The sequence below is a fragment of the Pseudomonas sp. WSY_20 genome, from assembly GCF_043104335.1.
Classification (GTDB): Bacteria; Pseudomonadota; Gammaproteobacteria; order Pseudomonadales; family Pseudomonadaceae; genus Aquipseudomonas; species Aquipseudomonas parafulva_B.
Genome location: NZ_JBICKP010000082.1, coordinates 48,186 through 68,968, shown reverse-complemented (window position 1 = coordinate 68,968; position 20,783 = coordinate 48,186). Strand labels below are relative to the sequence as shown.

Below are 20,783 nucleotides of genomic sequence, written 5' to 3'. Positions count from 1 at the left end.
CATCAGGGTAACCTGACGTACCCTGCCCCCAGCCCTGACACCTCAACCCCCTGCGGCCCTATGCCGTCCACGCTGACGGTCACCTCGCTCGGCGCTTGGCCAGGGTCCTCACGAAACCACACAACGTGCTCACCTGCGCTGCTGCGCTGCAGCGCCTCTGGCGGGATGACCAACGCCTGGGCCTTGCTCGAGATACGTATGTCCACCTGCGCGCTCATGCCCAGGCGCAAGCTAGAGCGGGCTGGCTCGGCGGGCAGCTCGAGTTCGGCCACCACTTCATACCAGGCCCCTGCGCCATCCAGCGTCCTGGGTTGCTGAGCGATGGGACCTAGTTTGCCTTCCAGGTGCTGCCCGGCCACGGTGACTCGCACAGGCTGCCCTTGCTGTACGTTGGGCAAGTCCTGCTCCTCGACTGTTGCCAGCACCTGCAATCGGTCCAGGCCGATGAGCTCGAGCACTGGCAAGCCGCGCGCGACGTGTTGGCCAGCCTGCAAAGGCACGACCTGATTGACGCCTGCGGTCTTGGCAGGGACGACAAGGCCGCTCAAAGGCGCATTGACGGTGCGTTGCCCATGCAGCGCGAGCAGCGCATGGTACTGAGCTTCAGCGTTCAGCAGCTCCATACGGGCAATCTGAAGGGCGTCGCCTTGACCCTGTGCAAGGGTCTGCTCCAACGCCTGCTCGGCCTCAAGCAGCGCCTGCGCATGCATGTCGACCAGCTGGATCAGGCTACGAACTTCCATACCCGCGACGATACCGCGCTCGAAAAGGCGCCGGTTTTCCTCCAGGTCCAGCTGACTTGTGGACAGCGCATTGCGGGCGCTGCTCAGGTTCCGTTTCGCCCGGGCCACCTCGGGACCGGTGGTCCAGTGCTCCAGTGCGTCCGCGTAGCGGCGGGCTTTCAACCAGGCCGTCTGGGCCAGGCGCAATTCGATGTCGAGCTGTTCGGTATCGAGGGTGAACAGTGGATCACCCGCGCCTACCTGCTGGCCTGGCTGTGCCAAAACCGCTGCCACCCGTCCCTCGAAGGGCGCATTCACCGTCACCTGACGCGCAGCCTGGAGGCGACCGACCAAGCCCAGTCGTTGCTCGAGCGTTTGCGGCTCGATGCGCACCCATCGCGCCGTCTCAGGCTGTACCGAACGGCCCCCCTGATACCACGCGCCGAATCCGACGCTCAGCACTAGCAGCAGCAGACCGTTGCGCCAGTTAGTCATGGAGTACAACCCCCCAGCGCTCAAGGGTCGTGCCCAGCAGTTGGTCAAGGCTTGTCTGACCATTGAGATAGGCGATAGCCGCATCCAGACGCGCATGCTGAGCATAGCGAAGGTCACTTTCGAAGCTCAGGACCTCGAAGTTGCTTGAGCGGCCAAGCGACAGTTTCTCCTGCTCGATCGCAAGCTTGCGCCGGGATAACGCCAGCGCCCGGCCGGCGATCTGCAACTGCCGCCATCGCCCCTGAATATCCTTCACGGCGTTGAAGATTTCGCGTTGCAGTTGTTGGTCGGTTTCGGCCTGCCCCAGGGCATGTTCTTGCAGCGCAACCTGCGTGCGCACCTGAGCTTGTCGTGCCTGAAGGCCACCGATGGGGATCGCCAGCTCCAGCCCGACGTAATGCCGCCAGCTGGCCTGCAGACCGGGCCTTTCGTGGGCCTGCGCGGCGCCGGCAACCAGCGACAGGTCCCAGCGCTGCTGGTCCTTGGCCAACAGCAGGTCCACGGCAAGCTGCTCGCCTGTGAGCTGCTGCATGAGGTAGGCCGGTTGCAGAGCCTTGGCCCGGGCGAGCGCACGGGTAGCGTCAAGGTGGACCTGCCGTGGCTCGATCTCATCCACGGCCAGCAGTGGCGTGCTCAAGTCAATGGCCAAGGTCTGGGCCAGTGCCAGGCGACTTTCTTCCAGTTGCCGGTGACTGTTCTCCCGGGCCAACTCCTGGTTGGCCACTTCCGCTTGCGTCTGAACAATGTCGAACGCTGCCATGCGGCCGGTTTCGATGAGCGCCCGGTTCACGTCGGCCAAACGTCGGGCACGCTGCAAGGCCTGGTCAGCGATCTTTTGCTGCTCCTGGGCACGGAGCAAGGCTCGATAAAGCAGGATGACCTGACTGATGGTCTGCCCCACGGTTTCGCGCAAGGCCAATCGGTTGAGCTGCTCCGACAGTTGCGCCTGACGCAAGGGGGCGGTGGCGACGTCCACGCCAGCGCCCCGCAGCAAGGGCTGGACCACGGTCAGGTTCGCCCCGTCCCGTTGGCGGGGCCGTTGGCCCTCAATCTCGATGTGGTCATAAGACCAGTCAAGGTCCAGGCGTGTACCGAAGGGGGTCAGCAGGCTGGCGGCAGGCACGAGCTGCACATCGCGCTGGCGGTCGTTCTGATCGCGATGACGCAGGTAACGCGCCTTGAGCAGCAACTGCGGGGCGTATCGGTCGCGCGCCACGCGCAGGTCGAACCTGTCCGCCACACGCTTGAGGTGGGCGCTTCGAATGGCACGGTTTTCACGCAATGCCAAGGCCACGGCTTCATCGAGTTGAAGCGGCACTGGATCGATCCGAGCCAGGGCCAACGCGCTGACCGCATCTGCCCGGGCTGCGATGGGAATGGACAACACCCAGGCCAGCGCCAGCCAACTAGTCTTCACGCAGCGCCTCCACCGGCTGCAACCTTGCTGCCGCAACCGCTGGGTATACCCCGCAGGCAACCCCTACGGTCACTGAACTGACCATGCCAAGCGGCACCGCGGCCAGGGCCAGCCCAGTAGGCCACCCGGACAGCAGGGCAAAAATCCAGGCGGCCAGTACGCCGATCAAGGCCCCGCCAACCGCCCCCGTGCCTGACAGCAACATGGCTTCGAGCAGAAATGACCAGCCGATATCCTGTGCCCGCGCGCCCAATGCAAGGCGAATACCGATTTCTCGGCGTCGTTCGGCCACCGTCATGAGCATGATGTTCATCACCCCGATGCCGCCCAGCAACAAGGCGATGCCGGCAAACCCGGCCAACAGCCACGTGAGCATTTGCGATTGAGCGGTCATGCCCGCCAACAGTTGACTGGGCAACCTGACGAGCACCTGGTGGCGCGGCAACTGCATCTGCAGGTAAGCGGACAGGTGATCGGCTGCCAACGCCAGGGACTGCACGTCGCGCCCCAGTGCCAGCACCAGGCTCACCTCCGGCGTCGGCGTCAATCGGCGCATGCCTGCCAATGGCATCCACACGGCCTGGTCGAGCATGACCGGCAACAGCGGGTTGTCACCGGTCGAGACCAACAAGCCAACGACGTCATACACGTAACCGCCTATCTGCAACCGATCGCCCGTCTTGGCGTCCAGCTGCCTGGCCAGGATGCTGCCCAGCACCACGTGGGGTGCCTTGTCGTCATGCGCCGACAGCAAGCGACCTTCGTCCACGTCCAGCTTCAACAACCTGGCAAGGCCAGCGCCGCTGCCGATTATCATCGCCTCCTGCTGCAGGCCAGCACGGCGAATGCTGGCCGCAGCCACGCTGATCGCGACGGCCGCCCGTACGGACGCCGGCATGGCGGTCAGATCAGGTTCGGTTTTCGGGCCTGCCGTGCCCTCGCGCTGCAGTTCAGCGACCATCAGCTCACTGCCAAGGCCCTCATACAGCTGCTGCGCATGCTGCGCTGCGCTTTGCCCCATGTTCAGCAACGCCACCACCGACGCGCAGCCGACGCCGATACCCAGCAAGGCCAGCCAGGCACGACGCCCCATCAACCGCACGTTGTCCAATGCCTCGCTCAGACGTTGCTGCCAGCCAGGGCCGTAGGGCTCATGCATCGGTCAGCCTGCCTTGATCGACGCGCACACGCCGCTGCAGTCTGTGCGCCACTTTGGCGTCATGGGTGACCACCAGCAAGGTCGTGCCCCTCTCCCGGTTGAGCGTCAGCAGCAGTTGCAGGACCTGCTCACCGGTCTGGGCGTCAAGGCTCCCGGTGGGCTCATCGGCCACCAGCAGGTTCGGCTCGGTGACCAACGCACGCGCGATCGCCACACGTTGGCGCTGACCACCGGACATCTCGGCGGGCCGCTTGCCAGCCTGACTGGCAAGGCCAACGGCACGCAATTGCACCTCGGCGAGCTGGCGGGCAACGGGCAAGCGCAGCCCTCGATACGACAGCGGCAACGCCACGTTGTCCAGGGCGCATAACCGCGGCAGCAGGTTGAAGCTCTGGAAGACGAAGCCGATCAGGCGGTTACGCATCACGGCGCGCTGGTCGGCGCTGGCCCCTGTCATGTCGGTACCACCGATCCATACCTGGCCTGCGCAAGGGCGGTCCAGCAGCCCAATAAGGTTCAGCAACGTGCTCTTGCCCGAACCGGACGGGCCGATGACAGCGCACGTCTGCCCGCTGGGGATCAACAGGTCGATGCCGTGAAGCACCGGCACGTCACCCTGAAAACGGCTGACGTTGCACAGCTGTACGGCGGGCATCATGCGGGCTTGCCTGGTTCGTCAGGGCCTTCGAGCGGCGGGTGATCTTTTTTTGCCTGTTCTTCAAGCTTGCGGGCGGTTTTCAGGAGGGTGTCGATCAGAGAATCGGGATCATCGCTGCGAGGGGGGTCGGTTTTGCCTATCATCGCAGTTAAATCGAATTCGTAGTTTCTAAAACCCGCTTCCAGGATAGGAGGAAGGTTTTTGTAATAATCGATCATTTCCCTCAGCGCATCGTCCCTGAAGCCTGTCCTGTCGTATTCCGCATTGGCTTTGTCAACGATGTAGTGCGTCCACTGCGAATAACGATGACCTAATTCAGCACTGGCGGCGAGCCGCTCGTTGTAGGTGAAGTCTTCGCCCTCATCGTAACCGATCAGCGCCAATTGCTCCGTGGTGAGATGCTTGAAGGGATTAGCATCTTTCCCATTGATGAAATCAGTCGCTTGCCGCGCCCTGGCTAAGAGCGCCTGATCTTGAGTATCCGGAATGAAGGCATCATGCAGCGCCTTTGTATATACATAACCTTGGCCGCCAAGATCCATCCGAATGCGAGACGCAAGCTCCGCCAACTCCTGCCGACTCAGCTGGCTATCTCGGGCAGCCGCTCGCTCCGCCGCCGCCGCGAGTTGACGGCCCAACGCCGAAACATCAGAACTTGGCTCATGTACTTCAGACACGGACGAGACGATACCCGAGTTCGTAGAGGTCGTTGTCTCCTTTGCCCGCGCTACAGGGACAGGCCCTACGGAAGAACTTGCCGTTCTCGAAATATATTCCATAGCCGCACCTCGATTTGAAATTCAGTGAACTCAATCGGTGAAAGTGCCTGCCTTTGCCGCCAGCACCAGTCCAACAGCAAAGCAGGCTACAGAGCCGGGTTATTTCATGGTGAATTCGGCCTTCCAGGCGTAGTTGGCACTAAACCCCGAGTTAACCGCAGTGCAATTCGCACCGCCCGCCGGCGTGGCAGTCTTGTTCCACTTGGGCTGTTTGATACCTCCCGACATCATCATGACGAACGTCGTGCTGAAGGCGCATGACTTGCGCCCTTGCGAGTAGCGGAGCATTGCACCATTGGTATCAGGGCTAACCAAACGCTGCACAGTGAACCGGATGCTCTCACCCGGTTTTACCTCGTCGTGCGGCTTAGGGTTAGCAATCTGATACGTACTGGTCTCGTTCGCATTGGTCAGCTGGAGCTTCACCGACTCGGTTCCGAGGTTTCTGAACGTCACTTCAACGGGCGGCCCCGCAAGGGCTGGGGCCGCTGCCAGCATGACTGCGGTGGCAGAGAGGATTCGCATGCAGTTCTTCATCGTTTCAAGCCTCGTCTCTTCCATGTGGTTAGGGATCAGACGCCTGCTTGGGCCGGCCACGCATTGACTGCGACGATCCTTCGTTCACAGCCGCCAATCACGACGTCTGGCCATGTTGGCGGCCCGGCGCTGAAAAACCTTAGGAACCGAAGGGCCTTCAAACGTTACGGGATGTAGCGAGAAAACGTGGAACCCAGCTGTGAGAGCCCGTTTATCGACCTCAAGAAATAAACACCGGGCCGAAAGACTTCAGCTTGCCATCATCACCTGGGGCATTTTCTTCATTTTTCCCCTCCCGGCCCCCATGCTGGCGTATGAGCGTCCCGAAATATTTGCGTCCTGTGTATACCGAGCCCAAACCGACACGTGCCGAGCCAGGATGCCTTGCTGCGCGAAGGTGTGGCGCAGGTGACGCAGTTCGTAGATAAGCCAGCTGCGCTGCGGCACTTGAGCCCCACCTCAGCGTCCTTGATTCACAGCCGGCCAAGCCCTGCCCTTTTGAGCCTTCCCCCATTTCACGCTACGATGCTTCAACCCTCGCGCAACCAAGGTCTGCAAGGCTCATGATCATCGGCGCTCTCCTTATCCTCACCTGGCTGGTGCTGTTGCTGCGCTACCCTGCCAAGGCCTTGCCGATTTCGCTGGCCGCCGTGGGTGGTCTGGGCCTGGTGGCCTTGTTCGTCATCTGGCAGGACACTCGCGAAACCTCGCAACTGGCCCGCTTGGACATGCGCCTTGCCTATGCCCCCACCCAATGCCCCGCCGACCGCCCCTTGCAGGTCACCCTGAAGAACGGCAACAAGGTGCCGCTCACCGAGCTGCGCTGGCGTGTGGCGGCCTATGCGCCAGGCGACACAGTCAACCTGGCAGAAAATACCTACAATGCACCGCGCTACCGCGGGCCTGGCGAATTGCAGCCGGGCGCGCAGTGGTCCGATTGCCTGCCATTGCCTGCGCTGCGCTCGGGCTACCGTGCACAGACGTTGGAATTCAGGGCCGAGCACCTGCAAGGCAGCTTTGCCAACTGACTCATTGTCGACGCCCAACGGCTGGCGACCCGTTGGCGACTCGGCGCAGACCCGCTGCCCCTCCACACAGACCCAAAGGCCTTCTGCATGTCGACAGTCCTGATCACCGGTTGCTCCAGCGGCATTGGCCGCGCCCTGGCCGATGCGTTTCGCGATGCCGGCCATCAGGTCTGGGCCACCGCCCGCCAGGCTGAAGATGTGGCGCGCCTGGCCGCTGCGGGCTTCGTTGCCCGGCAACTGGATGTCAACGACCCACACGCCCTGGCCCTGCTCGCGCAGGAACTCGAGGCACTGGACATCCTGATCAACAACGCCGGCTACGGCGCCATGGGGCCGCTGCTCGATGGCGGGGTCGACGCCCTGCAGCGCCAGTTCCAGACAAACGTGTTCGCGCTGGTCGGCGTGACACGCGCGCTGTTCCCCCAGCTGCGTCGCGCCCAAGGCCTGGTGGTGAACATCGGCAGTGTCTCCGGCGTGCTGGTCACGCCGTTCGCCGGCGCCTACTGCGCCTCCAAGGCTGCCGTGAAGGCCCTGAGCGACGCCCTGCGCCTGGAACTGGCGCCGTTCGGCATCCGCGTGATGGAGGTGCAGCCTGGGGCCATCGCCTCGCAGTTCGCCAGCCACGCTCAGCAGCAGGCGCAGCAGGTGCTGGCGCCGCAATCGCCGTGGTGGCCACTGCGTGAACACATCCAAGCCCGGGCCCGCGCCTCGCTCGACAGGCCGACACCGGCGGCGACCTTTGCCCAAGGCGTGCTGAAAGCGACCCAGCGTTCGCCAGTGCCGGCACGGGTGCGGCTGGGCAATGGCAGCACGGCCTTGCCGCTGATGGCCCGCCTGGTGCCGCAGCGTTTACTGGACAAGGTGCTGCGCAAACGGTTTGGCTTGTCACGAATGTTGTAGGTCGGTCACGAGCCTGCGCGTTCAGACCTTGTCGAATGCCTGCCACCCCCCGCCGAGCGCTTTGTACAGCCCCACGAGCGCCTGGGATACCGCGGCAGCGCTGTCGATCCACTGCTCTTCGCTGGCCAGCAAGGCCGACTGCACGGTCAGTACATTGAGAAAATCCACCGCGCCTTCCACGTATTGACGCTGGGCCGTTTCCAGGGCGATGCGGTTCTGGCGCACGGCTTCGGCGAGGCGATCGCGACGCAACTGGCTGGCGTTGTACAGGCGCAGCACATCATCGATTTCATGCCAGGCCCCCAGCACCACCTTGCGGTAGTTCAGGGCCGCTTCCTGCTGCTGCGCCTGGCGCAGGGCCAAGGTGCCCTTGAGGCGACCGCCTTCGAAAATCGGCAGCGACAGCTGCGGCCCGAAGGCGAAGCGGCGAGCATCCCAAGCACCGAAGTCAGCCAGTTGCATGGCCTGGAAACCCACGTTGCCAGACAGCCGGATACGTGGATAAAAATCTGCCTTGGCCACGCCGATGCTGGCCGTGGCAGCATGCAGGCGCGCCTGGGCCTGGCGAATGTCCGGACGACGCTCGGCCAGCTCCGACGGCACGCCGATGGCAAACGTCTGCTGCGGGGCGGGCAGCTCACCGGCTTGCAGCAAGCTGCCCTGCAGGCTGCGTGGGGGCTCGGCCGCCAGCAGGCTCAAGGCATTGATCAGATCGTCACGGCGCGCCTGCAAAGTGGGCAGGCGCGACTCGATCAAGGCGACCTGGGCGTTGGCCTGGGCCACGTCGAGCCGGGTGGCCACGCCTTCGGCCTGACGGTCTTCGGACAACTTCAGGCTGTGCCGCGCGACCTTGAGGTTGTCCTCGGTCACCTGCAACGTATGCTGCACCGCGCGCAGCTGGATGTAATCACCGGCCGTTTCGGCGAGCAGGGCCAGCAGGACGCCGTTTCGGTCGTTCTCGGCCACCTCGACACTGGCGTCGGCCGCTTCGACCTGACGCCGCACACGGCCCCAGACATCCAGCTCCCAACCTGCTACCAAGTCACCCTGCCACAGGTTGAAAGCCGATTTGCCCGCGTTGCCGGAGGGGTCGCTCAGCCCTTCGGCGCTGTTGCGGGCACGGCTGTAGCCTGCATTGGCGTCCACCGACGGCTGCTGGTCGGCGGCCACGGTGCTGCGCAGCGCACGGCTTTGCAGCAAGCGGGCACTGGCGATCTGCAGATCGAGGTTGCGCGCGGCGACCTGTTCGATCAGTGCGCTGAGCCGTGGGTCGTGAAAGCTGTCCCACCAGCGCAACTGCATGGGCTCGGCCACAGGTTGGCTGGGCGCGTGCTCACCCTCCAATTGGTCCCACTGCTGGGGCGCGTGGGTATCGGGCTGCTGGAAGTCCGGGCCAAGGGTACAGCCCGTGAGCAGTGCAGCGAGCACTATGGCCGCAGGGACCTTGCCCCCCAAACGCGTGATGGGCCGCGATGAACGGGCTGCCTGTGGGCCGGCGGGTGCAGGGCTCTGCGCGTAGGCGATGTTCATCGGGCCGTCACCTCGCTACCGGCCAGCTTATCGCCTTGGGTGTCGCTGGTCGTGTCGATGATCGCTTCGACCGACATGCCCACACGCAAGCGCGTCAACAACGGCTGCCCGTCATCGAAGACGATCTTCACCGGGATGCGCTGCACCACCTTGGTGAAATTGCCGGTGGCGTTGTCCGGCTTCACCGCGGCGAACGTCACCCCCGTGGCCGGAGCGATGCTTTCGACGTGGCCATGGAGTCGTTCATCGGCAAAGGTATCGACGCTGATGCTGACCGGCTGACCGGGCTGCACGTGGGTCAATTGGGTTTCCTGGAAGTTGCCTACCACATAGGCCTGCTGCAGGGGCACCACCGACAACAGCCGCGCCCCGGGGTTGACATAGGCCCCGATGCGCAACGCGCGCTCACCGACCATACCGTCCACCGGCGCCGTGATGCGGGTATAGGAGAGGTCCAGCCGGGCCTTTTCCACCCCGGCTTCGGCGCGCTTGAGCTGGCCATCGGCGCTGGCGACCTGAGCGGCGAGGATGTCCACCTGCTTGCGCGCAGCTACCGAAGCTGCACGGGCATTGGCCAGGCGAGCACGGGCCTGATCCACGGCGCTGCGTGCCTGCTGGGCGTTTTGCACGGTACCGGCGCCCTGCTCGGCCAGGCGCCCGTAGCGGCGAACTTCATGATCGGCGAACGCCGCCTCGGCCTCGGCGGCTTTCACCGCTGCCTGGGCCTGAGCAATCAGCGCGTCCTGGCGGTCGAGGGTGGCACGGGCATCGGTGCTCTGGGCCTGGGCCACTAGCAGCTGCGCCTGGGCAGCGTCCAGGGCAGCCTGGTAGTCGCGGGCATCGATGGTGGCCAGCAGTTGGCCGGCCTTGACTTGCTGGTTGTCCTCGACCAGCACCTGGGTGATGAAGCCGGCGACCTTGGGCGCGACCACGGTGTAGTCGGCGGTCACGTAGGCGTCGTTGGTGCTCTGCCGGTGGTCGCTGCCCAGCAGCCAGGGACCGACGAGGGCGGCCAGCACGGCCACGGCCAGCACAGCGCCGATGAACAGGGTTTTACGGTGGGTGGTCATTTGGCGTTTCTCGAATTCAGACAGGGGTCAGGCCACCGCACGCGGTGGATAAACCCGGGTGGGCATGACAGGAATCAGGCAGATCAGGGCTACGGCGATTACGGCCAGGACCAGGTAGAGGTCGGCCGAGGTCAGTACCAGCGCCTGGTCATGGATGCGCCTGGCAAGGCTGGCAGCGTGGTCGTCCAGCAACGGGGCATTGCCCAAGCTGTCGACCAGGTGATTGGAATGGAAATGCCGGCGCAGCGTGCCCAGGGCATCGAGCAGCCCGCCCGCCACGACGGCGGACAAGCCCTTGACGGTGTTGAACCAGGCAGAGGCGAAGGGGCCTTCCTGCGGGCTCATGCCCGTGGTCGAGAGCATCAGCAACGGCAGCACCGCCATCGGCTGGCCGAACACCTGCAACAGGTAGAACGGGTAGAAGTCGGTGCGAATCCACTGGCTGGTGAGCAGGCTGCTGCCGATGCAGGAGGCGGCCAGCATCCCCAGGCCGATGCCCAGCACCCAGCGACAGTCGACTGCGCGGATATTGCAAAGCGCGGCGGTCAGCGGCAGGGCGATCAATTGTGGCATGGCCACCAGCAGCATCAGCGGGCTGGTCTGGGCGGGCCGGTAGCCCTGGAGCTGTGCCAGGTAGGCGGACGGCAAACTACCCACACCCGAGAGGACGATGAGCACGCCCGCGACGGTCAACAGGGCAAAGGCCAGGTTACGCCGGCCCAGCAAGCGCAGCTGGAAAAACGGCAAGGGCTCGGACCACTCGTTGAACATGAACAGCACCAACAACAGCAGCCCACCGCCCAGCAGCCAGCAGATCAACGGCGAATCGAACCAGCCCCAGCGATCACCCAAAGACAACCCCAGCACGATACCGCAGATCGCCGGTAACCCAAGCAGCACACCACGCCAGTCGAACTGCCTGAAACGCTCCAGGCGCAATGGGTCCTGCGGCAGCCCCCACGCCACGCAGCCACCGGCCACCAGCGACGGCAGGATGATCTGCCAGAACGCCCAGCGCCAGCCGACGTATTCGGTCCACAAGCCGGCCAACGGTGTACCCAGGTTGGGGCCGAAGGTGGCAGTCAAGGCATAGCACGCCAGGCCGTAGACCTTGATGCCAGGGGGCAGGAAGCGCAGCGCCACGCTCATCAGCATCGGCGGCAGTGCCCCCGAGGCAAGCCCTTGCAGCACCCGCAGCAGCATCAGGCTGTGCAGGTTGGGGGCGAAGGGTTGCAGCAGACCCAGCACTGCGAAGGCACCGATGGCTGCCAGGGTGAAGCGCCGCAGGGAAAAGGTGGTCGCCAACCAGGGCGAGATGGCCATTGCCGAGACGGAGGCTGCGCTGTACACCGCCAGCAGCCAGGCCCCCTCATCGGCACCGATAGCCATGGCCCCGCGGATATCGGCCAGGGAAATCTTGGTCACGGACTCGTTGAGGCCCGCACACAGCACCGCCAGCAACACGCCGAACAGCCCGACCACCACCTGCAGGCCGAACGCGCCCTGTGCAGGGGCGGTCGATGCAGACGTGGCAGCCAGCCCGCTAGCAGGGGCAGAAACGGCATTCATTTAGAGACATCTCCAGCAACACTTTTACGACTGGAGCGATTTTAGGCAGGGTAAATGCTGACGAAAACTGAATTATTGGCAGTTTTATATTGCGCCAAACGCAACGATGGCCTGTTCAGGGATCGCTTCGGGTACACGCCTTGATCGTCTGACGCAGCCACTGGTGGGCCGGGTCGTTGTCGAAACGTGGGTGCCAGGCCTGCATCACGTTCACTTTTTCAAGCGGTACGGGAATCTCGAAGGCGCGCAGGGGCAGCTTCAGACGCTGGACACTGTTCAGGATGTTGGCCGGAATCGGCAGGATCAGGTCCGAATCGGGTAACGAGAACATCGCCGAGTGAAAGCTGGTGGTGATCAGCGCCACCCGGCGCTCCACCCGATGGTTGGCCAGGGCCACATCGATCGGACCGTTGGCACGGCCGCGACGCGACACGCTGATCTGTGGGAACGCGGCGAAGCGTTGTGGGGTGATGTCCTGGTCGAAGACCGGATGTTCCATGCGCGCCAAGCCGACGAAATAGGTGCTGAACAAACTCTGCACCTTGATCTCCGGCCCCAGCTCCACGGAGGAGCTAACGATCAGGTCGATGTGGCCGTTGCGCAACATGGCATCGTCGTCACTGCTGCCTTCGGGCACAAAACGCAGCACGGTATTGGGCGCATCGGCCAGCATCATGCGCAGCAGCTTGGCCCCGTAGAGGGCGATGAACAGGTCGTTGGTACGCACGTTGAAGGCACGGTGCAGCTTGGACAGGTCGACGCCTTCACGGCTGCGAAACACCTGCCCAGCCTGCTCAACCAGGCCATGCACCTGCTCGCGCAGGGCCAGGGCCCGTGGCGTTGGCACCAGCCCGCGACCGGCGCGCACCAGGATGGGGTCGCCCATGGCCTCGCGTATGCGCCCCAGCGTGCGGCTCATGGCGGCTGGGCTGAGGTTCATGCGTTGTGCCGCGCCTACCACGCTGCCTTCATCGAGCAGCACGTCGAGGGCGACCAGCAGGTTCATGTCAGGGAGTTGCATGGCCGTTTTCCGAGACGACGTTGGGAAACGGCGATGTTAGCAGGTTGCTCGATTGCGCCCGATGCAATGTGCTCGTGCGTGGCAGGGCCTTTATTCGCAGTCCAGGTGAGGTCGAGAATGGCAGCAGCAGGTTCGGCCCCATGCCGGAAGACGAGCCACCACTCACGATAAAGGATCCCGCATGCCCAGCCCCGTGCTCATTGCCATCGACGCCTCCCCTGCCACTCAAGCGCTGCTCGCCCTGGCCCGCCGCTGGTGTCGCCCTGAAGACCATACCTTGCATGTACTGCTGGCCATCGATGCCACCTTTGCCGTGCACGAACAACCGGCGCCCTACACGGCCGACGAACAAGCGCAGTACCCTGCCGCGTGCGAGGAACAGCAACAGGCCGATCATGCCCTGGGCGAGGCGGTCCGTGCCTTGCAGCAGGCAGGCTTCGCCTGCCAGGGCTGCATGGTGGCCGGTCAGCCTGTGGAGGTCATCGTGGCCAGGGCCCAGGCACTGGAATGTGAACTGATCATCATGGGGCACCGTCATCTGTCGCGGCTGGGGCGACTGCTGGACCCCTCGATCAGTGCCAAGGTGATCGATCAGGCCCAGGTGCCGGTGCTGGTCGGGGCGGCTGAACGTAGCGCTTGAGAAGCTGAACATCAGGTAAATGCGGGACCTGTAGGAGCGGTCTTGTACCGCGATGGGTCGCGCAGCGGCCCCAGGAATATTTGCTGCGAAGCTGAAATCTTGGGGCCGCTGCGCGGCCCATCGCGGCACGAGACCGCTCCTACCCGGAAATCGACTAGCCTCCAAAGGTGGCACTAGGCAGTTGCTTTTGCAAAGTCCAGGGCCCGCTATCTCAGTCGATACAGGGCCAAGGAGCAGGCTTGCCGGGGCCGTGCTGTGGCCCATCGCGGCACGAGGCCGCTCCTACAGGGGTAACGTGCCGCAGTGTCAGGCCGCCGAGTGCTTCACTGCGGATCGACCACCACCGTACAGGTAGTCCCCGCTGCCAGGAAGAAGCCTTCGGGCACCTGGTCGATATGGATGCGCACAGGCACCCGCTGGGCCAGGCGCACCCAGTTGAAGGTGGGGTTCACATCGGCAATCAGCTCGCGGCTCTGGGGGTTGTCGCGGTCGTAAATGCCCCGGGCGATGCTCTCCACATGGCCCTGCAAGCGTTCCCCGCTCATCATCTGCAGTTCGGCAGGGTCGCCTACCTTCACATGGGGCAACTTGGTTTCTTCAAAAAACCCGTACACCCAGAATGACGCCTCATCGACCACCGCCATCACCGCCTCGCCGGTGCGTGCGTAATCGCCCTTGTGAACGTTCAGGTTGGTCACATAGCCATCGACCGTGGCCACGATCCGGGTACGTTTGAGGTTCAATTCGGCGGCCGCCAGGGCCGCCTGGGCCTGCTGGTAGTCGGCCAGAGCAGCGCTGGCAATGTTGCTGGCATCGTCGCGGTTTTCCTTGGAGATCACCAGGTTGTCCAGGTCGGCACGGCGCCTGGCATTGACCCGGCGCATCTCCCAGGTGGCCTTGCGGGCGGCGACCAGGGCCTTGGCCTGTTCGACCGCCAAGCGGTAGTGTTCCGGGTCGATCTGGATCAACAGGTCGCCCTTGCTGACCCGCTGGTTGTCCTTGACCGGCACATCGACCACGTAGCCAGGCACATCGGCCGCCACGTTGATGATGTCGGCGCGTACCCGGCCATCCCGGGTCCAGGGGGTGGTCATGTAATGCAGCCACAGCTGACGACCGATCACCACGGCGGCCGTCAGGACCAGCAACGTGGCGACAAGGCTGAAGAACTTTTTCATCGAAGGATTCTCACCAGTAGAGCGACAGCGCCAGGGCGCCGAACAGGCAGACGAACAGGCTCAGGCGCAGCAGCGCCGGGTGCCAGAAGAAACGGTAGCCATCAACGCTGGCAATGAACCGGTCAAGCCCCCAGGCCAGGCCTAGCGCAAACAGGAACATCAGGGTCAGGGTGGGCATGTACACGCCGTGGAAGGCGATTTCACGAGGCATGGGGAAACCCTTTGGGTGGCGCAAGCGGTGAGTGGGGGTCGAGCAAGGACGAGCGGATGAAGTGCAGGTAGCTCTGCACACGGCGTAGCACTGACGTGTCGAAGTGCCGCGCAAACGGCTCGTCGGTGGCCTGGACCCGGGAAATGGCATGGTCCACCGCCACCAGGGCACGCTCATGATTCCCGACGCTGGGCTGCAGGAACAGGCGCGCCAGGGCACGGCCCATGACCCGGATAGCCTGGCGCCACGGCTGGGACTCGGCATAGGCCGGGTGCACGGGGGCCCGCGCCTGCTCCTTGCGCAGCTCGATGACCGCATGGCCGATTTCCAGCACGCTGAACATCCAGCCCATCAACTGGCTTTGCACCTGGGGCTTGCCGGCCGCCAGGCCATAGGCCTGGTGCAGCAAGTCGCGCGTGCGGCTTTCGAAAGCCGTGCCGATGCCGCGCAGGCGCCCGCTGATGGCAAACAGCACTTGTTCACGCAAGGCCTGCTCCAGCCGGCTCCACAACCAGCGGCTATTGGGTGGCAGGATGATCGCCCCGGCAGCCGCGCACACGAACATGCCGACGACCATGGCGATGTAGTCGTTGATGAAGCTGTATGGGTCATACACCGTCAGGTTGTTGGGCACCGAGCCAATGGCGAAAAACACCAGCAGGCCAATGCCGTAGCCCGAGTAGGCCGGGCGCGACGAGAGAAACGCACCCAGCACGAACACCGGCGCCAGGACCATGCACAGCAAAGGGAAGCCGTCGATCCAGGGAAACACGAAGAAGGTTTCGAAGAAACCGATCACCGCGCCTATCGCCGTGCCGCAGGCCATCTGGAACGACAGGCGCTTGGGGTTGGGCGAAGCTGCCGACAGCCCGGCGGTGACCGTGGCGATCAAGGTCATCATGGCGCCGCTTGGCCAGTCGCTGATCAGCCAGTAGCTGCCCAGCAGCAACAGCACCGCCGCCGAGCGCAGCCCGGCTGCCAGGCATACCAGCGTACTGGTCTGTGCCACGTAGGGTTCGTCCCACTGCTCCCGCGCGTGGTTGTGCACGGCCAGGGAGGCGTGGGTTTCGGCGTAGCTGTACATCTCGTCCACGAAGCGGTAAAGCAACTCGAAGGCGGTGTGGAAGTCCAGCAGGTCGGCTTCGCCGGGCGCGGTGGCCAGGTAGTCGGCGCGCAAGCTGCGGACCTGGGCCTGCAACCCTTCGCGGTAGGCACCGAGCTCTAGGGTCAGGCGCAAGGCGTCGGCGTCGGTCAGCGCGCGCCCCACGTAGGGTTCGAGCAGGGCGACGAGGGTGTGCAGGCCGGGCTCGATGGCGCTGACGATCTGCACAGGCCCGCGTGCGCGAAGCCGCTCGATCAGACGGTGCAGGGCGTTGAAGCGGGTGGTGATGGCCATGAATTCGCTGTTCATGCGCACCAGCCGGCCACTGCGCCGACGCATGTGCGGGTCCTCGAAGGCAGTGACGTTGCGCAGGCTTTCCAGCCCCACCGCCTCGGCCACGAAGCGCACATTGCTGCTTTCGAAACGCTCACGCTGACTGTCGCCGCGCAAGGCTTCGACGACTACCGCCGCGAACGCGCCAAAGCGCTGGTACAGGGCGTTGCGCATGGCGGCACTGGCCGACTGCGGCAGGATGGCGGCGCTGACGAAGGTGGACACCAGGATGCCCAGGGCAATCTCCAGCACTCGCCAGACCGCGGCCATGAATGCCTGGTCGGGGTGCTGCAACACCGGCAGGCCGATCATCGCCGCGGTGTAGCCGGCCAGCACGAAGCCATACGCCTGGAAGGTGCGGTAGCGCATGGCGCCTGCCGAGCACAGGCCCACCCAGACGGCCAGGCTGGGCAGAAACAGTTCGGTGTTCTGCGGGAAGACGGCCATCAATGCGACCATCATCACAGAGCCGGCCAGGGTGCCCAGCACCCGGTAGAAGCTCTTGGCGAACACATGCCCGCTTTGCGGCTGCATGACGATGAACACCGTGATCATGGCGGTACGCGGCTGCGGCAACTCCAGGCGCATGGCCAGCCACAAGGTGATGAAGGCTGCAGCCAGCACCTTGAAGATGTACACCCAGGTGACCCCATCGGTCCGCATCCAGGCATGGAAACCGCGCCGCCATTGCAAGCTCTGCAACCAGCGCAGGGGTAAACCCCATGTGCTCATGGGCGTGCTCTCGGCTTGGCGTTGAGAATGGCGAGGGTTGCCGGCGTGGCTGGCGGCGCCTGGCGCTCTTGGTCCGGTACATCCGAGCCGGCTTGCAGACCGCCGCCCAGCGCCGTCACCAGGGCGGCGTGGGCGATCAGGCGCGCGGCCTGCACCTGCTGCTGAACCTGTTGCTGACGAAACAGCAGCGTTTGCGCGTTGAGCACGTTCAGGTAGTCGGTAAGGCCCCGCTGGTAGGCGACCATGGCGATGTCGTAGGTTTTCTGCGCGGCGGCGACCGACTCGGCCGCGAAGTGCGCCTGCGCCTGCATCGACTCGCGACGCACCAACTGATCGGAGATGTCCTTGAGCGCGCCGATCACCGTCTGGTTGTAGCGCGCCACGGCCACATCATAGTCGGCGGCGGCGGCCCCCAGTTGTGCGCGCAGACGCCCGCCATCGAAGATCGGCAGGGTGATGGCCGGGCCGACGGTGTAGTTGAACTTGCGCCCGGTGAGAAACGCCAGCGGGCCGCCGCCGGTGGCGACGAAACCCAGGCTGCCGACCAGGTCCACGTTGGGGAAGAAGCCGGCGTGGGCCATGTCGATCCCACGCGCCTGGGCAGCGACCTGCCAGCGGCTGGCGACCACATCGGGGCGCTGGCCGACCAGTTCGGCGGGTAGCCTGGAGGGCAGCGTCAGCGGTGTGGCAAGGGTCAGGCTGGGGCGCTGCAGCTGCGCGCCCTCCCCTGGCCCCTTGCCCGCCAGGGCGGCCAGCTGATGGGTGGCCAGGACGATAGCCTCGTCCAGGCTGTCGAGCTGGCGATGGGTTTCCGGCAGCGGCGCCTGGGCCTGGCTGACCTCCAGATGGGTGCCGATGCCCGCGTCCAGGCGACGCTGGGCCAGGTCCAGGATCTGCTCTTGCTGCGCCAGTTGAGCCTTGATGATGTCGCGCCGGGCGTAATGCAGGCTCAGCTCGATGTACACGCTCACTACCGTGTGCTGCAGCTCCAACTGTGCCTGTCTGGCCTCTGCTACCTGTCGATGGGCCTGGTCCACGGCCTGCTCGCTGGCATTGCGCTCGCGCCCCCAGAGATCGAGGGCGTAGCTCAAGCCAAGGGTTGCGTTGTTATCCCAGGTGGTGGCACCGGACAAGTCGCCAGGGCCATAGAAGGGGTCGTCAGGCCAGTTGTGCCGGTTGAGCGTCGCCTGACCGTTGCCTTGCAGGTGTTCGGCCGACTCGGCAAGGCCAGCCAGGGCACGCGCTTGACGCACCCTTGCTGCGGCGATGGCAAGGCTAGGGTTGGCGGCCAGCGCCATTGCTATCCAGTGATCGAGCTGGGGGTCGCGGTAGGCGCGCCACCATTGCTGGTCCGGCCAGTGGGCATCGGTGGCGGCCTGTTCGATGGCTGCACTGGGGCTCAGGGTGTTGGCTTGCAGCGTTTGGGTCTGCGGGGCAATGCCCCAGGTTCCGATACAGCCGCTCAAGGTGAGGGCAAGGGCACAGGCACTGAACGCTTGAAGCGTTCCGATGATGCAACGCGGCACAGCTGCGATATCCCGAGGAAGAGGTGGAGGGGCTGGGCAATTCTAGGGGGCGGCCACACTGGCGATAAGCGCTGATTCCTGCGAATCTTTGTTACTGAAACGGCGATAATCAGCCTTTGGTCGAAGGCAACTTTTCATCCTGGTTGCGCGACTTCGTGACACAATTTTGTCCTCTACATCGAGAGTGACCCATGGACACCCTGCAAAACATGCGTGCCTTCAGTTGCGTGGCCCAGCTCGGCAGCTTCACGGCCGCAGCGGGCCAGTTGGATACCACCACCGCGAACGTCTCGCGAGCCGTCTCCAACCTGGAAGCTCATCTGCAAACACGCCTGCTCAACCGCACCACGCGCCGCATCGCGCTGACCGAAGCCGGCAAGCGCTACCTGATGCGCTGCGAACAGATTCTGACCTACGTCGAAGAAGCCGAGGCCGAGGCCAGCGACGCCCATGCCCGCCCTGCCGGGCAGTTGAAGGTGCACTCGATGACCGGGGTGGGCCAGCATTTCGTGGTCGATGCCATTGCCCGCTACCGCGAATCGCACCCGGACGTGACCTTCGACCTGACCATGGCCAACCGTGTACCCGACCTGCTCGACGAAGGCTACGACGTGTCCATCGTGCTGGCCACCGAGCTGCCGGATTCAGGCTTCGTGTCGCAACGGCTGGGCATCACCTACAGCATCGTCTGCGCGTCGCCGGCCTATATCGCCCGTCATGGCGTGCCGCACAAACCGGCCGATCTGCTCAAGCATGCCTGCCTGCGCATGGTTAGCCCGGTGATACCGCTTGAAAAATGGCTGTTTGACGGCCCCGAAGGCCAGGAAATGGTCAACATCACCAGCTCGCCGTTCATGGTCAACACGGCCGATGCGATGCGCACAGCCATTCGCAGTGGCATGGGGGTGGGGGTATTGCCGATCTATTCGGCCATCGAAGGCTTGCGTAACGGCACCCTGGTGCGAATCCTGCCGCAATACCGGCTGCAGGAACTGAACCTGTATGCCATCTACCCGTCGCGCCAGTACCTGGACGCGAAGATCAAGACGTGGGTGGAGTACCTGCGTAACTCGCTGCCGGAAATCCTCGCGGCCCATGAAGCCGACTTGAAAGCGCACTGAGCCACCACCGGGCCAAGGGTTGCAGCCTGCTGCGCACAACCTGTAGCTTCAGGCTTTTGCCTTCAGGTGAACGATGAAAAAGACCGTCCTTGCCTTCAGCCGGATCACCCCGGCCATGGCCGAGCGCTTGCAGCACGATTTCACCGTGATCATGCCCGATCCCAAACGCGGTGACGTCAACGCGCAGTTCAACGAAGCCCTGCCGCATGCCCACGGCCTGATTGGCGTGGGCCGCAAGCTGGGGCGTACCCAGCTCGAAGGGGCCGGCAAGCTCGAAGTGGTGTCCAGCGTGTCGGTGGGCTACGACAACTACGATCTGGACTACTTCAACGAGCGCGGCATCGCCCTGACCAATACGCCGGACGTGCTCACTGAAAGTACGGCTGACCTGGGCTTTTCCTTGATCATGGGCTGCGCCAGGCGAACCGCGGAGCTCGACGCCTGGACCAAGGCCGGCCATTGGCAGGCCAGCGTGGGGCCTGCGCTTTTCGGCAGTGACGTGCATGGCAAGACCCTGGGCATCGTCGGCATGGGCAACATCGGCGCGGCCATCGCCCGGCGGGGTCGCCTTGGCTTCAACATGTCGGTCATCTACAGCGGCAACAGCCGCAAGACGGCCCTGGAGCAGGAATTGGGTGCGCAGATGCGTAGCCTCGAGCAACTGCTGGGCGAAGCCGATTTCGTCTGCATCGTGGTGCCGCTGTCCGATGCCACGCGCCAGTTGATCGGCGCCCGCGAATTGAAGCTGATGAAGCCCTCGGCGTTTTTGATCAACATCGCCCGCGGGCCAGTGGTGGACGAGGCGGCACTGATCCAGGCCCTGCAGGACGGCACGATCCGCGGTGCAGGCCTGGACGTGTATGAAAAGGAACCCCTGGCCGACTCCCCGCTGTTCAGCCTGCCCAATGCCCTGACCCTGCCCCACATTGGTTCGGCCACCGCCGAGACGCGTGAGGCCATGGCCAACCGCGCCATCGACAACCTGCGCGCGGCGCTGCTGGGCGAACGGCCCAGGGACCTGGTCAATCCTCAGGTGTGGAAAGGCTGAGCACGGG

Annotated in this window: 19 protein-coding genes; 5 read left to right on the top strand and 14 right to left on the bottom strand. The window is 64.3% G+C overall.

The annotated features are described in order from the left end of the window. Positions 1 to 2: 2 nt before the first annotated feature. The 6 genes from ACF8E5_RS19595 to ACF8E5_RS19570 all read right to left on the bottom strand — a co-directional run bounded on the left by ACF8E5_RS19595 (position 3) and on the right by ACF8E5_RS19570 (position 5,767). Positions 3 to 1,217, bottom strand: a complete 1,215-nt coding sequence (locus ACF8E5_RS19595; protein WP_392475694.1) for an efflux RND transporter periplasmic adaptor subunit — start codon at positions 1,215 to 1,217, stop codon at positions 3 to 5. Then, a complete protein-coding gene (locus ACF8E5_RS19590; protein ID WP_392475693.1) occupies positions 1,210 to 2,634 on the bottom strand; it encodes a TolC family protein in 1,425 nt (474 codons plus the stop codon). The genes ACF8E5_RS19595 and ACF8E5_RS19590 overlap by 8 nt, the downstream gene beginning before the upstream one ends. After that, on the bottom strand, positions 2,624 to 3,793 hold the full coding sequence (locus tag ACF8E5_RS19585) for an ABC transporter permease (RefSeq protein ID WP_392475692.1): 1,170 nt from the start codon (positions 3,791 to 3,793) through the stop codon (positions 2,624 to 2,626). Before ACF8E5_RS19585 ends, ACF8E5_RS19590 begins: the two co-directional genes overlap by 11 nt. Further along, the gene (locus ACF8E5_RS19580; RefSeq protein ID WP_182139254.1) at positions 3,786 to 4,451 is read right to left on the bottom strand and encodes an ABC transporter ATP-binding protein; all 666 of its coding nucleotides are present in this window, start codon (positions 4,449 to 4,451) and stop codon (positions 3,786 to 3,788) included. The genes ACF8E5_RS19585 and ACF8E5_RS19580 overlap by 8 nt, the downstream gene beginning before the upstream one ends. Beyond that, complete coding sequence (locus ACF8E5_RS19575) at positions 4,448 to 5,128, bottom strand: hypothetical protein (RefSeq protein WP_138031807.1); 681 nt, start codon at positions 5,126 to 5,128, stop codon at positions 4,448 to 4,450. Before ACF8E5_RS19575 ends, ACF8E5_RS19580 begins: the two co-directional genes overlap by 4 nt. Before the next feature lie 201 nt (positions 5,129 to 5,329). Then, entirely contained in the window at positions 5,330 to 5,767 is a 438-nt protein-coding gene (locus ACF8E5_RS19570) for a hypothetical protein (protein WP_392475691.1), read from the bottom strand. Between the two features lie 563 nt (positions 5,768 to 6,330). On the opposite strand from ACF8E5_RS19570, the gene ACF8E5_RS19565 reads away from it, so the two are divergent. Both ACF8E5_RS19565 and ACF8E5_RS19560 read left to right on the top strand, forming a co-directional pair. Continuing rightward, on the top strand, positions 6,331 to 6,795 hold the full coding sequence (locus ACF8E5_RS19565; RefSeq protein ID WP_058604910.1) for a hypothetical protein: 465 nt from the start codon (positions 6,331 to 6,333) through the stop codon (positions 6,793 to 6,795). Positions 6,796 to 6,882: 87 nt separating this feature from the next. Then, on the top strand, positions 6,883 to 7,695 hold the full coding sequence (locus ACF8E5_RS19560) for an SDR family oxidoreductase (protein WP_196185151.1): 813 nt from the start codon (positions 6,883 to 6,885) through the stop codon (positions 7,693 to 7,695). Between the two features lie 21 nt (positions 7,696 to 7,716). Here the strand turns inward: ACF8E5_RS19560 and ACF8E5_RS19555 are convergent, their stop codons facing one another. The 4 genes from ACF8E5_RS19555 to ACF8E5_RS19540 all read right to left on the bottom strand — a co-directional run bounded on the left by ACF8E5_RS19555 (position 7,717) and on the right by ACF8E5_RS19540 (position 12,885). After that, on the bottom strand, positions 7,717 to 9,225 hold the full coding sequence (locus ACF8E5_RS19555; RefSeq protein WP_196185150.1) for an efflux transporter outer membrane subunit: 1,509 nt from the start codon (positions 9,223 to 9,225) through the stop codon (positions 7,717 to 7,719). After that, positions 9,222 to 10,295: an HlyD family secretion protein gene (locus tag ACF8E5_RS19550; RefSeq protein ID WP_058604908.1), complete on the bottom strand. Its 1,074-nt coding sequence runs from the start codon at positions 10,293 to 10,295 to the stop codon at positions 9,222 to 9,224. Before ACF8E5_RS19550 ends, ACF8E5_RS19555 begins: the two co-directional genes overlap by 4 nt. A gap of 27 nt (positions 10,296 to 10,322) precedes the next feature. Next, positions 10,323 to 11,864, bottom strand: a complete 1,542-nt coding sequence (locus ACF8E5_RS19545; RefSeq protein ID WP_392475689.1) for an MFS transporter — start codon at positions 11,862 to 11,864, stop codon at positions 10,323 to 10,325. Between the two features lie 115 nt (positions 11,865 to 11,979). Continuing rightward, positions 11,980 to 12,885, bottom strand: a complete 906-nt coding sequence (locus tag ACF8E5_RS19540) for a LysR family transcriptional regulator (RefSeq protein ID WP_058604906.1) — start codon at positions 12,883 to 12,885, stop codon at positions 11,980 to 11,982. Between the two features lie 181 nt (positions 12,886 to 13,066). On the opposite strand from ACF8E5_RS19540, the gene ACF8E5_RS19535 reads away from it, so the two are divergent. Continuing rightward, the gene (locus ACF8E5_RS19535) at positions 13,067 to 13,525 is read left to right on the top strand and encodes a universal stress protein (protein ID WP_078478025.1); all 459 of its coding nucleotides are present in this window, start codon (positions 13,067 to 13,069) and stop codon (positions 13,523 to 13,525) included. Positions 13,526 to 13,848: 323 nt separating this feature from the next. Here ACF8E5_RS19535 and ACF8E5_RS19530 read toward each other — a convergent pair whose 3' ends face one another. Genes ACF8E5_RS19530 through ACF8E5_RS19515 form a run of 4 tightly spaced genes read right to left on the bottom strand, consistent with a single transcriptional unit; the run spans position 13,849 to position 18,607 of the window. Beyond that, the gene (locus ACF8E5_RS19530) at positions 13,849 to 14,703 is read right to left on the bottom strand and encodes an HlyD family secretion protein (RefSeq protein WP_058604904.1); all 855 of its coding nucleotides are present in this window, start codon (positions 14,701 to 14,703) and stop codon (positions 13,849 to 13,851) included. 10 nt (positions 14,704 to 14,713) lie between these two features. Continuing rightward, positions 14,714 to 14,914: a DUF1656 domain-containing protein gene (locus ACF8E5_RS19525; RefSeq protein ID WP_023534307.1), complete on the bottom strand. Its 201-nt coding sequence runs from the start codon at positions 14,912 to 14,914 to the stop codon at positions 14,714 to 14,716. Next, entirely contained in the window at positions 14,904 to 17,081 is a 2,178-nt protein-coding gene (locus ACF8E5_RS19520; RefSeq protein ID WP_392475688.1) for an FUSC family protein, read from the bottom strand. Before ACF8E5_RS19520 ends, ACF8E5_RS19525 begins: the two co-directional genes overlap by 11 nt. Further along, positions 17,078 to 18,607 carry an efflux transporter outer membrane subunit gene (locus tag ACF8E5_RS19515; protein ID WP_326383621.1) on the bottom strand — a complete coding sequence of 510 codons (1,530 nt, stop codon included), beginning with the start codon at positions 18,605 to 18,607 and terminating at the stop codon, positions 17,078 to 17,080. Before ACF8E5_RS19515 ends, ACF8E5_RS19520 begins: the two co-directional genes overlap by 4 nt. A 191-nt stretch (positions 18,608 to 18,798) precedes the next feature. Here ACF8E5_RS19515 and ACF8E5_RS19510 point away from each other — a divergent pair, with 191 nt between their 5' ends. Beyond that, positions 18,799 to 19,728, top strand: a complete 930-nt coding sequence (locus ACF8E5_RS19510; RefSeq protein ID WP_058604901.1) for a LysR family transcriptional regulator — start codon at positions 18,799 to 18,801, stop codon at positions 19,726 to 19,728. 73 nt (positions 19,729 to 19,801) lie between these two features. Continuing rightward, on the top strand, positions 19,802 to 20,776 hold the full coding sequence (locus ACF8E5_RS19505; RefSeq protein ID WP_058637188.1) for a D-glycerate dehydrogenase: 975 nt from the start codon (positions 19,802 to 19,804) through the stop codon (positions 20,774 to 20,776). Positions 20,777 to 20,783 lie beyond the last annotated feature (7 nt).

Bases quoted from the DNA above. Each gene is read 5' to 3' on its own strand.
- ACF8E5_RS19595 (WP_392475694.1), bottom strand. From the start codon at position 1,217: ATGACTAACTGGCGCAACGGTCTGCTGCTGCTAGTGCTGAGCGTCGGA.
- ACF8E5_RS19585 (WP_392475692.1), bottom strand. From the start codon at position 3,793: ATGCATGAGCCCTACGGCCCTGGCTGGCAGCAACGTCTGAGCGAGGCA.
- ACF8E5_RS19580 (WP_182139254.1), bottom strand. From the start codon at position 4,451: ATGATGCCCGCCGTACAGCTGTGCAACGTCAGCCGTTTTCAGGGTGAC.
- ACF8E5_RS19570 (WP_392475691.1), bottom strand. From the start codon at position 5,767: ATGAAGAACTGCATGCGAATCCTCTCTGCCACCGCAGTCATGCTGGCA.
- ACF8E5_RS19565 (WP_058604910.1), top strand. From the start codon at position 6,331: ATGATCATCGGCGCTCTCCTTATCCTCACCTGGCTGGTGCTGTTGCTG.
- ACF8E5_RS19560 (WP_196185151.1), top strand. From the start codon at position 6,883: ATGTCGACAGTCCTGATCACCGGTTGCTCCAGCGGCATTGGCCGCGCC.
- ACF8E5_RS19555 (WP_196185150.1), bottom strand. From the start codon at position 9,225: ATGAACATCGCCTACGCGCAGAGCCCTGCACCCGCCGGCCCACAGGCA.
- ACF8E5_RS19550 (WP_058604908.1), bottom strand. From the start codon at position 10,295: ATGACCACCCACCGTAAAACCCTGTTCATCGGCGCTGTGCTGGCCGTG.
- ACF8E5_RS19545 (WP_392475689.1), bottom strand. From the start codon at position 11,864: ATGAATGCCGTTTCTGCCCCTGCTAGCGGGCTGGCTGCCACGTCTGCA.
- ACF8E5_RS19540 (WP_058604906.1), bottom strand. From the start codon at position 12,885: ATGCAACTCCCTGACATGAACCTGCTGGTCGCCCTCGACGTGCTGCTC.
- ACF8E5_RS19535 (WP_078478025.1), top strand. From the start codon at position 13,067: ATGCCCAGCCCCGTGCTCATTGCCATCGACGCCTCCCCTGCCACTCAA.
- ACF8E5_RS19530 (WP_058604904.1), bottom strand. From the start codon at position 14,703: ATGAAAAAGTTCTTCAGCCTTGTCGCCACGTTGCTGGTCCTGACGGCC.
- ACF8E5_RS19525 (WP_023534307.1), bottom strand. From the start codon at position 14,914: ATGCCTCGTGAAATCGCCTTCCACGGCGTGTACATGCCCACCCTGACC.
- ACF8E5_RS19520 (WP_392475688.1), bottom strand. From the start codon at position 17,081: ATGAGCACATGGGGTTTACCCCTGCGCTGGTTGCAGAGCTTGCAATGG.
- ACF8E5_RS19510 (WP_058604901.1), top strand. From the start codon at position 18,799: ATGGACACCCTGCAAAACATGCGTGCCTTCAGTTGCGTGGCCCAGCTC.
- ACF8E5_RS19505 (WP_058637188.1), top strand. From the start codon at position 19,802: ATGAAAAAGACCGTCCTTGCCTTCAGCCGGATCACCCCGGCCATGGCC.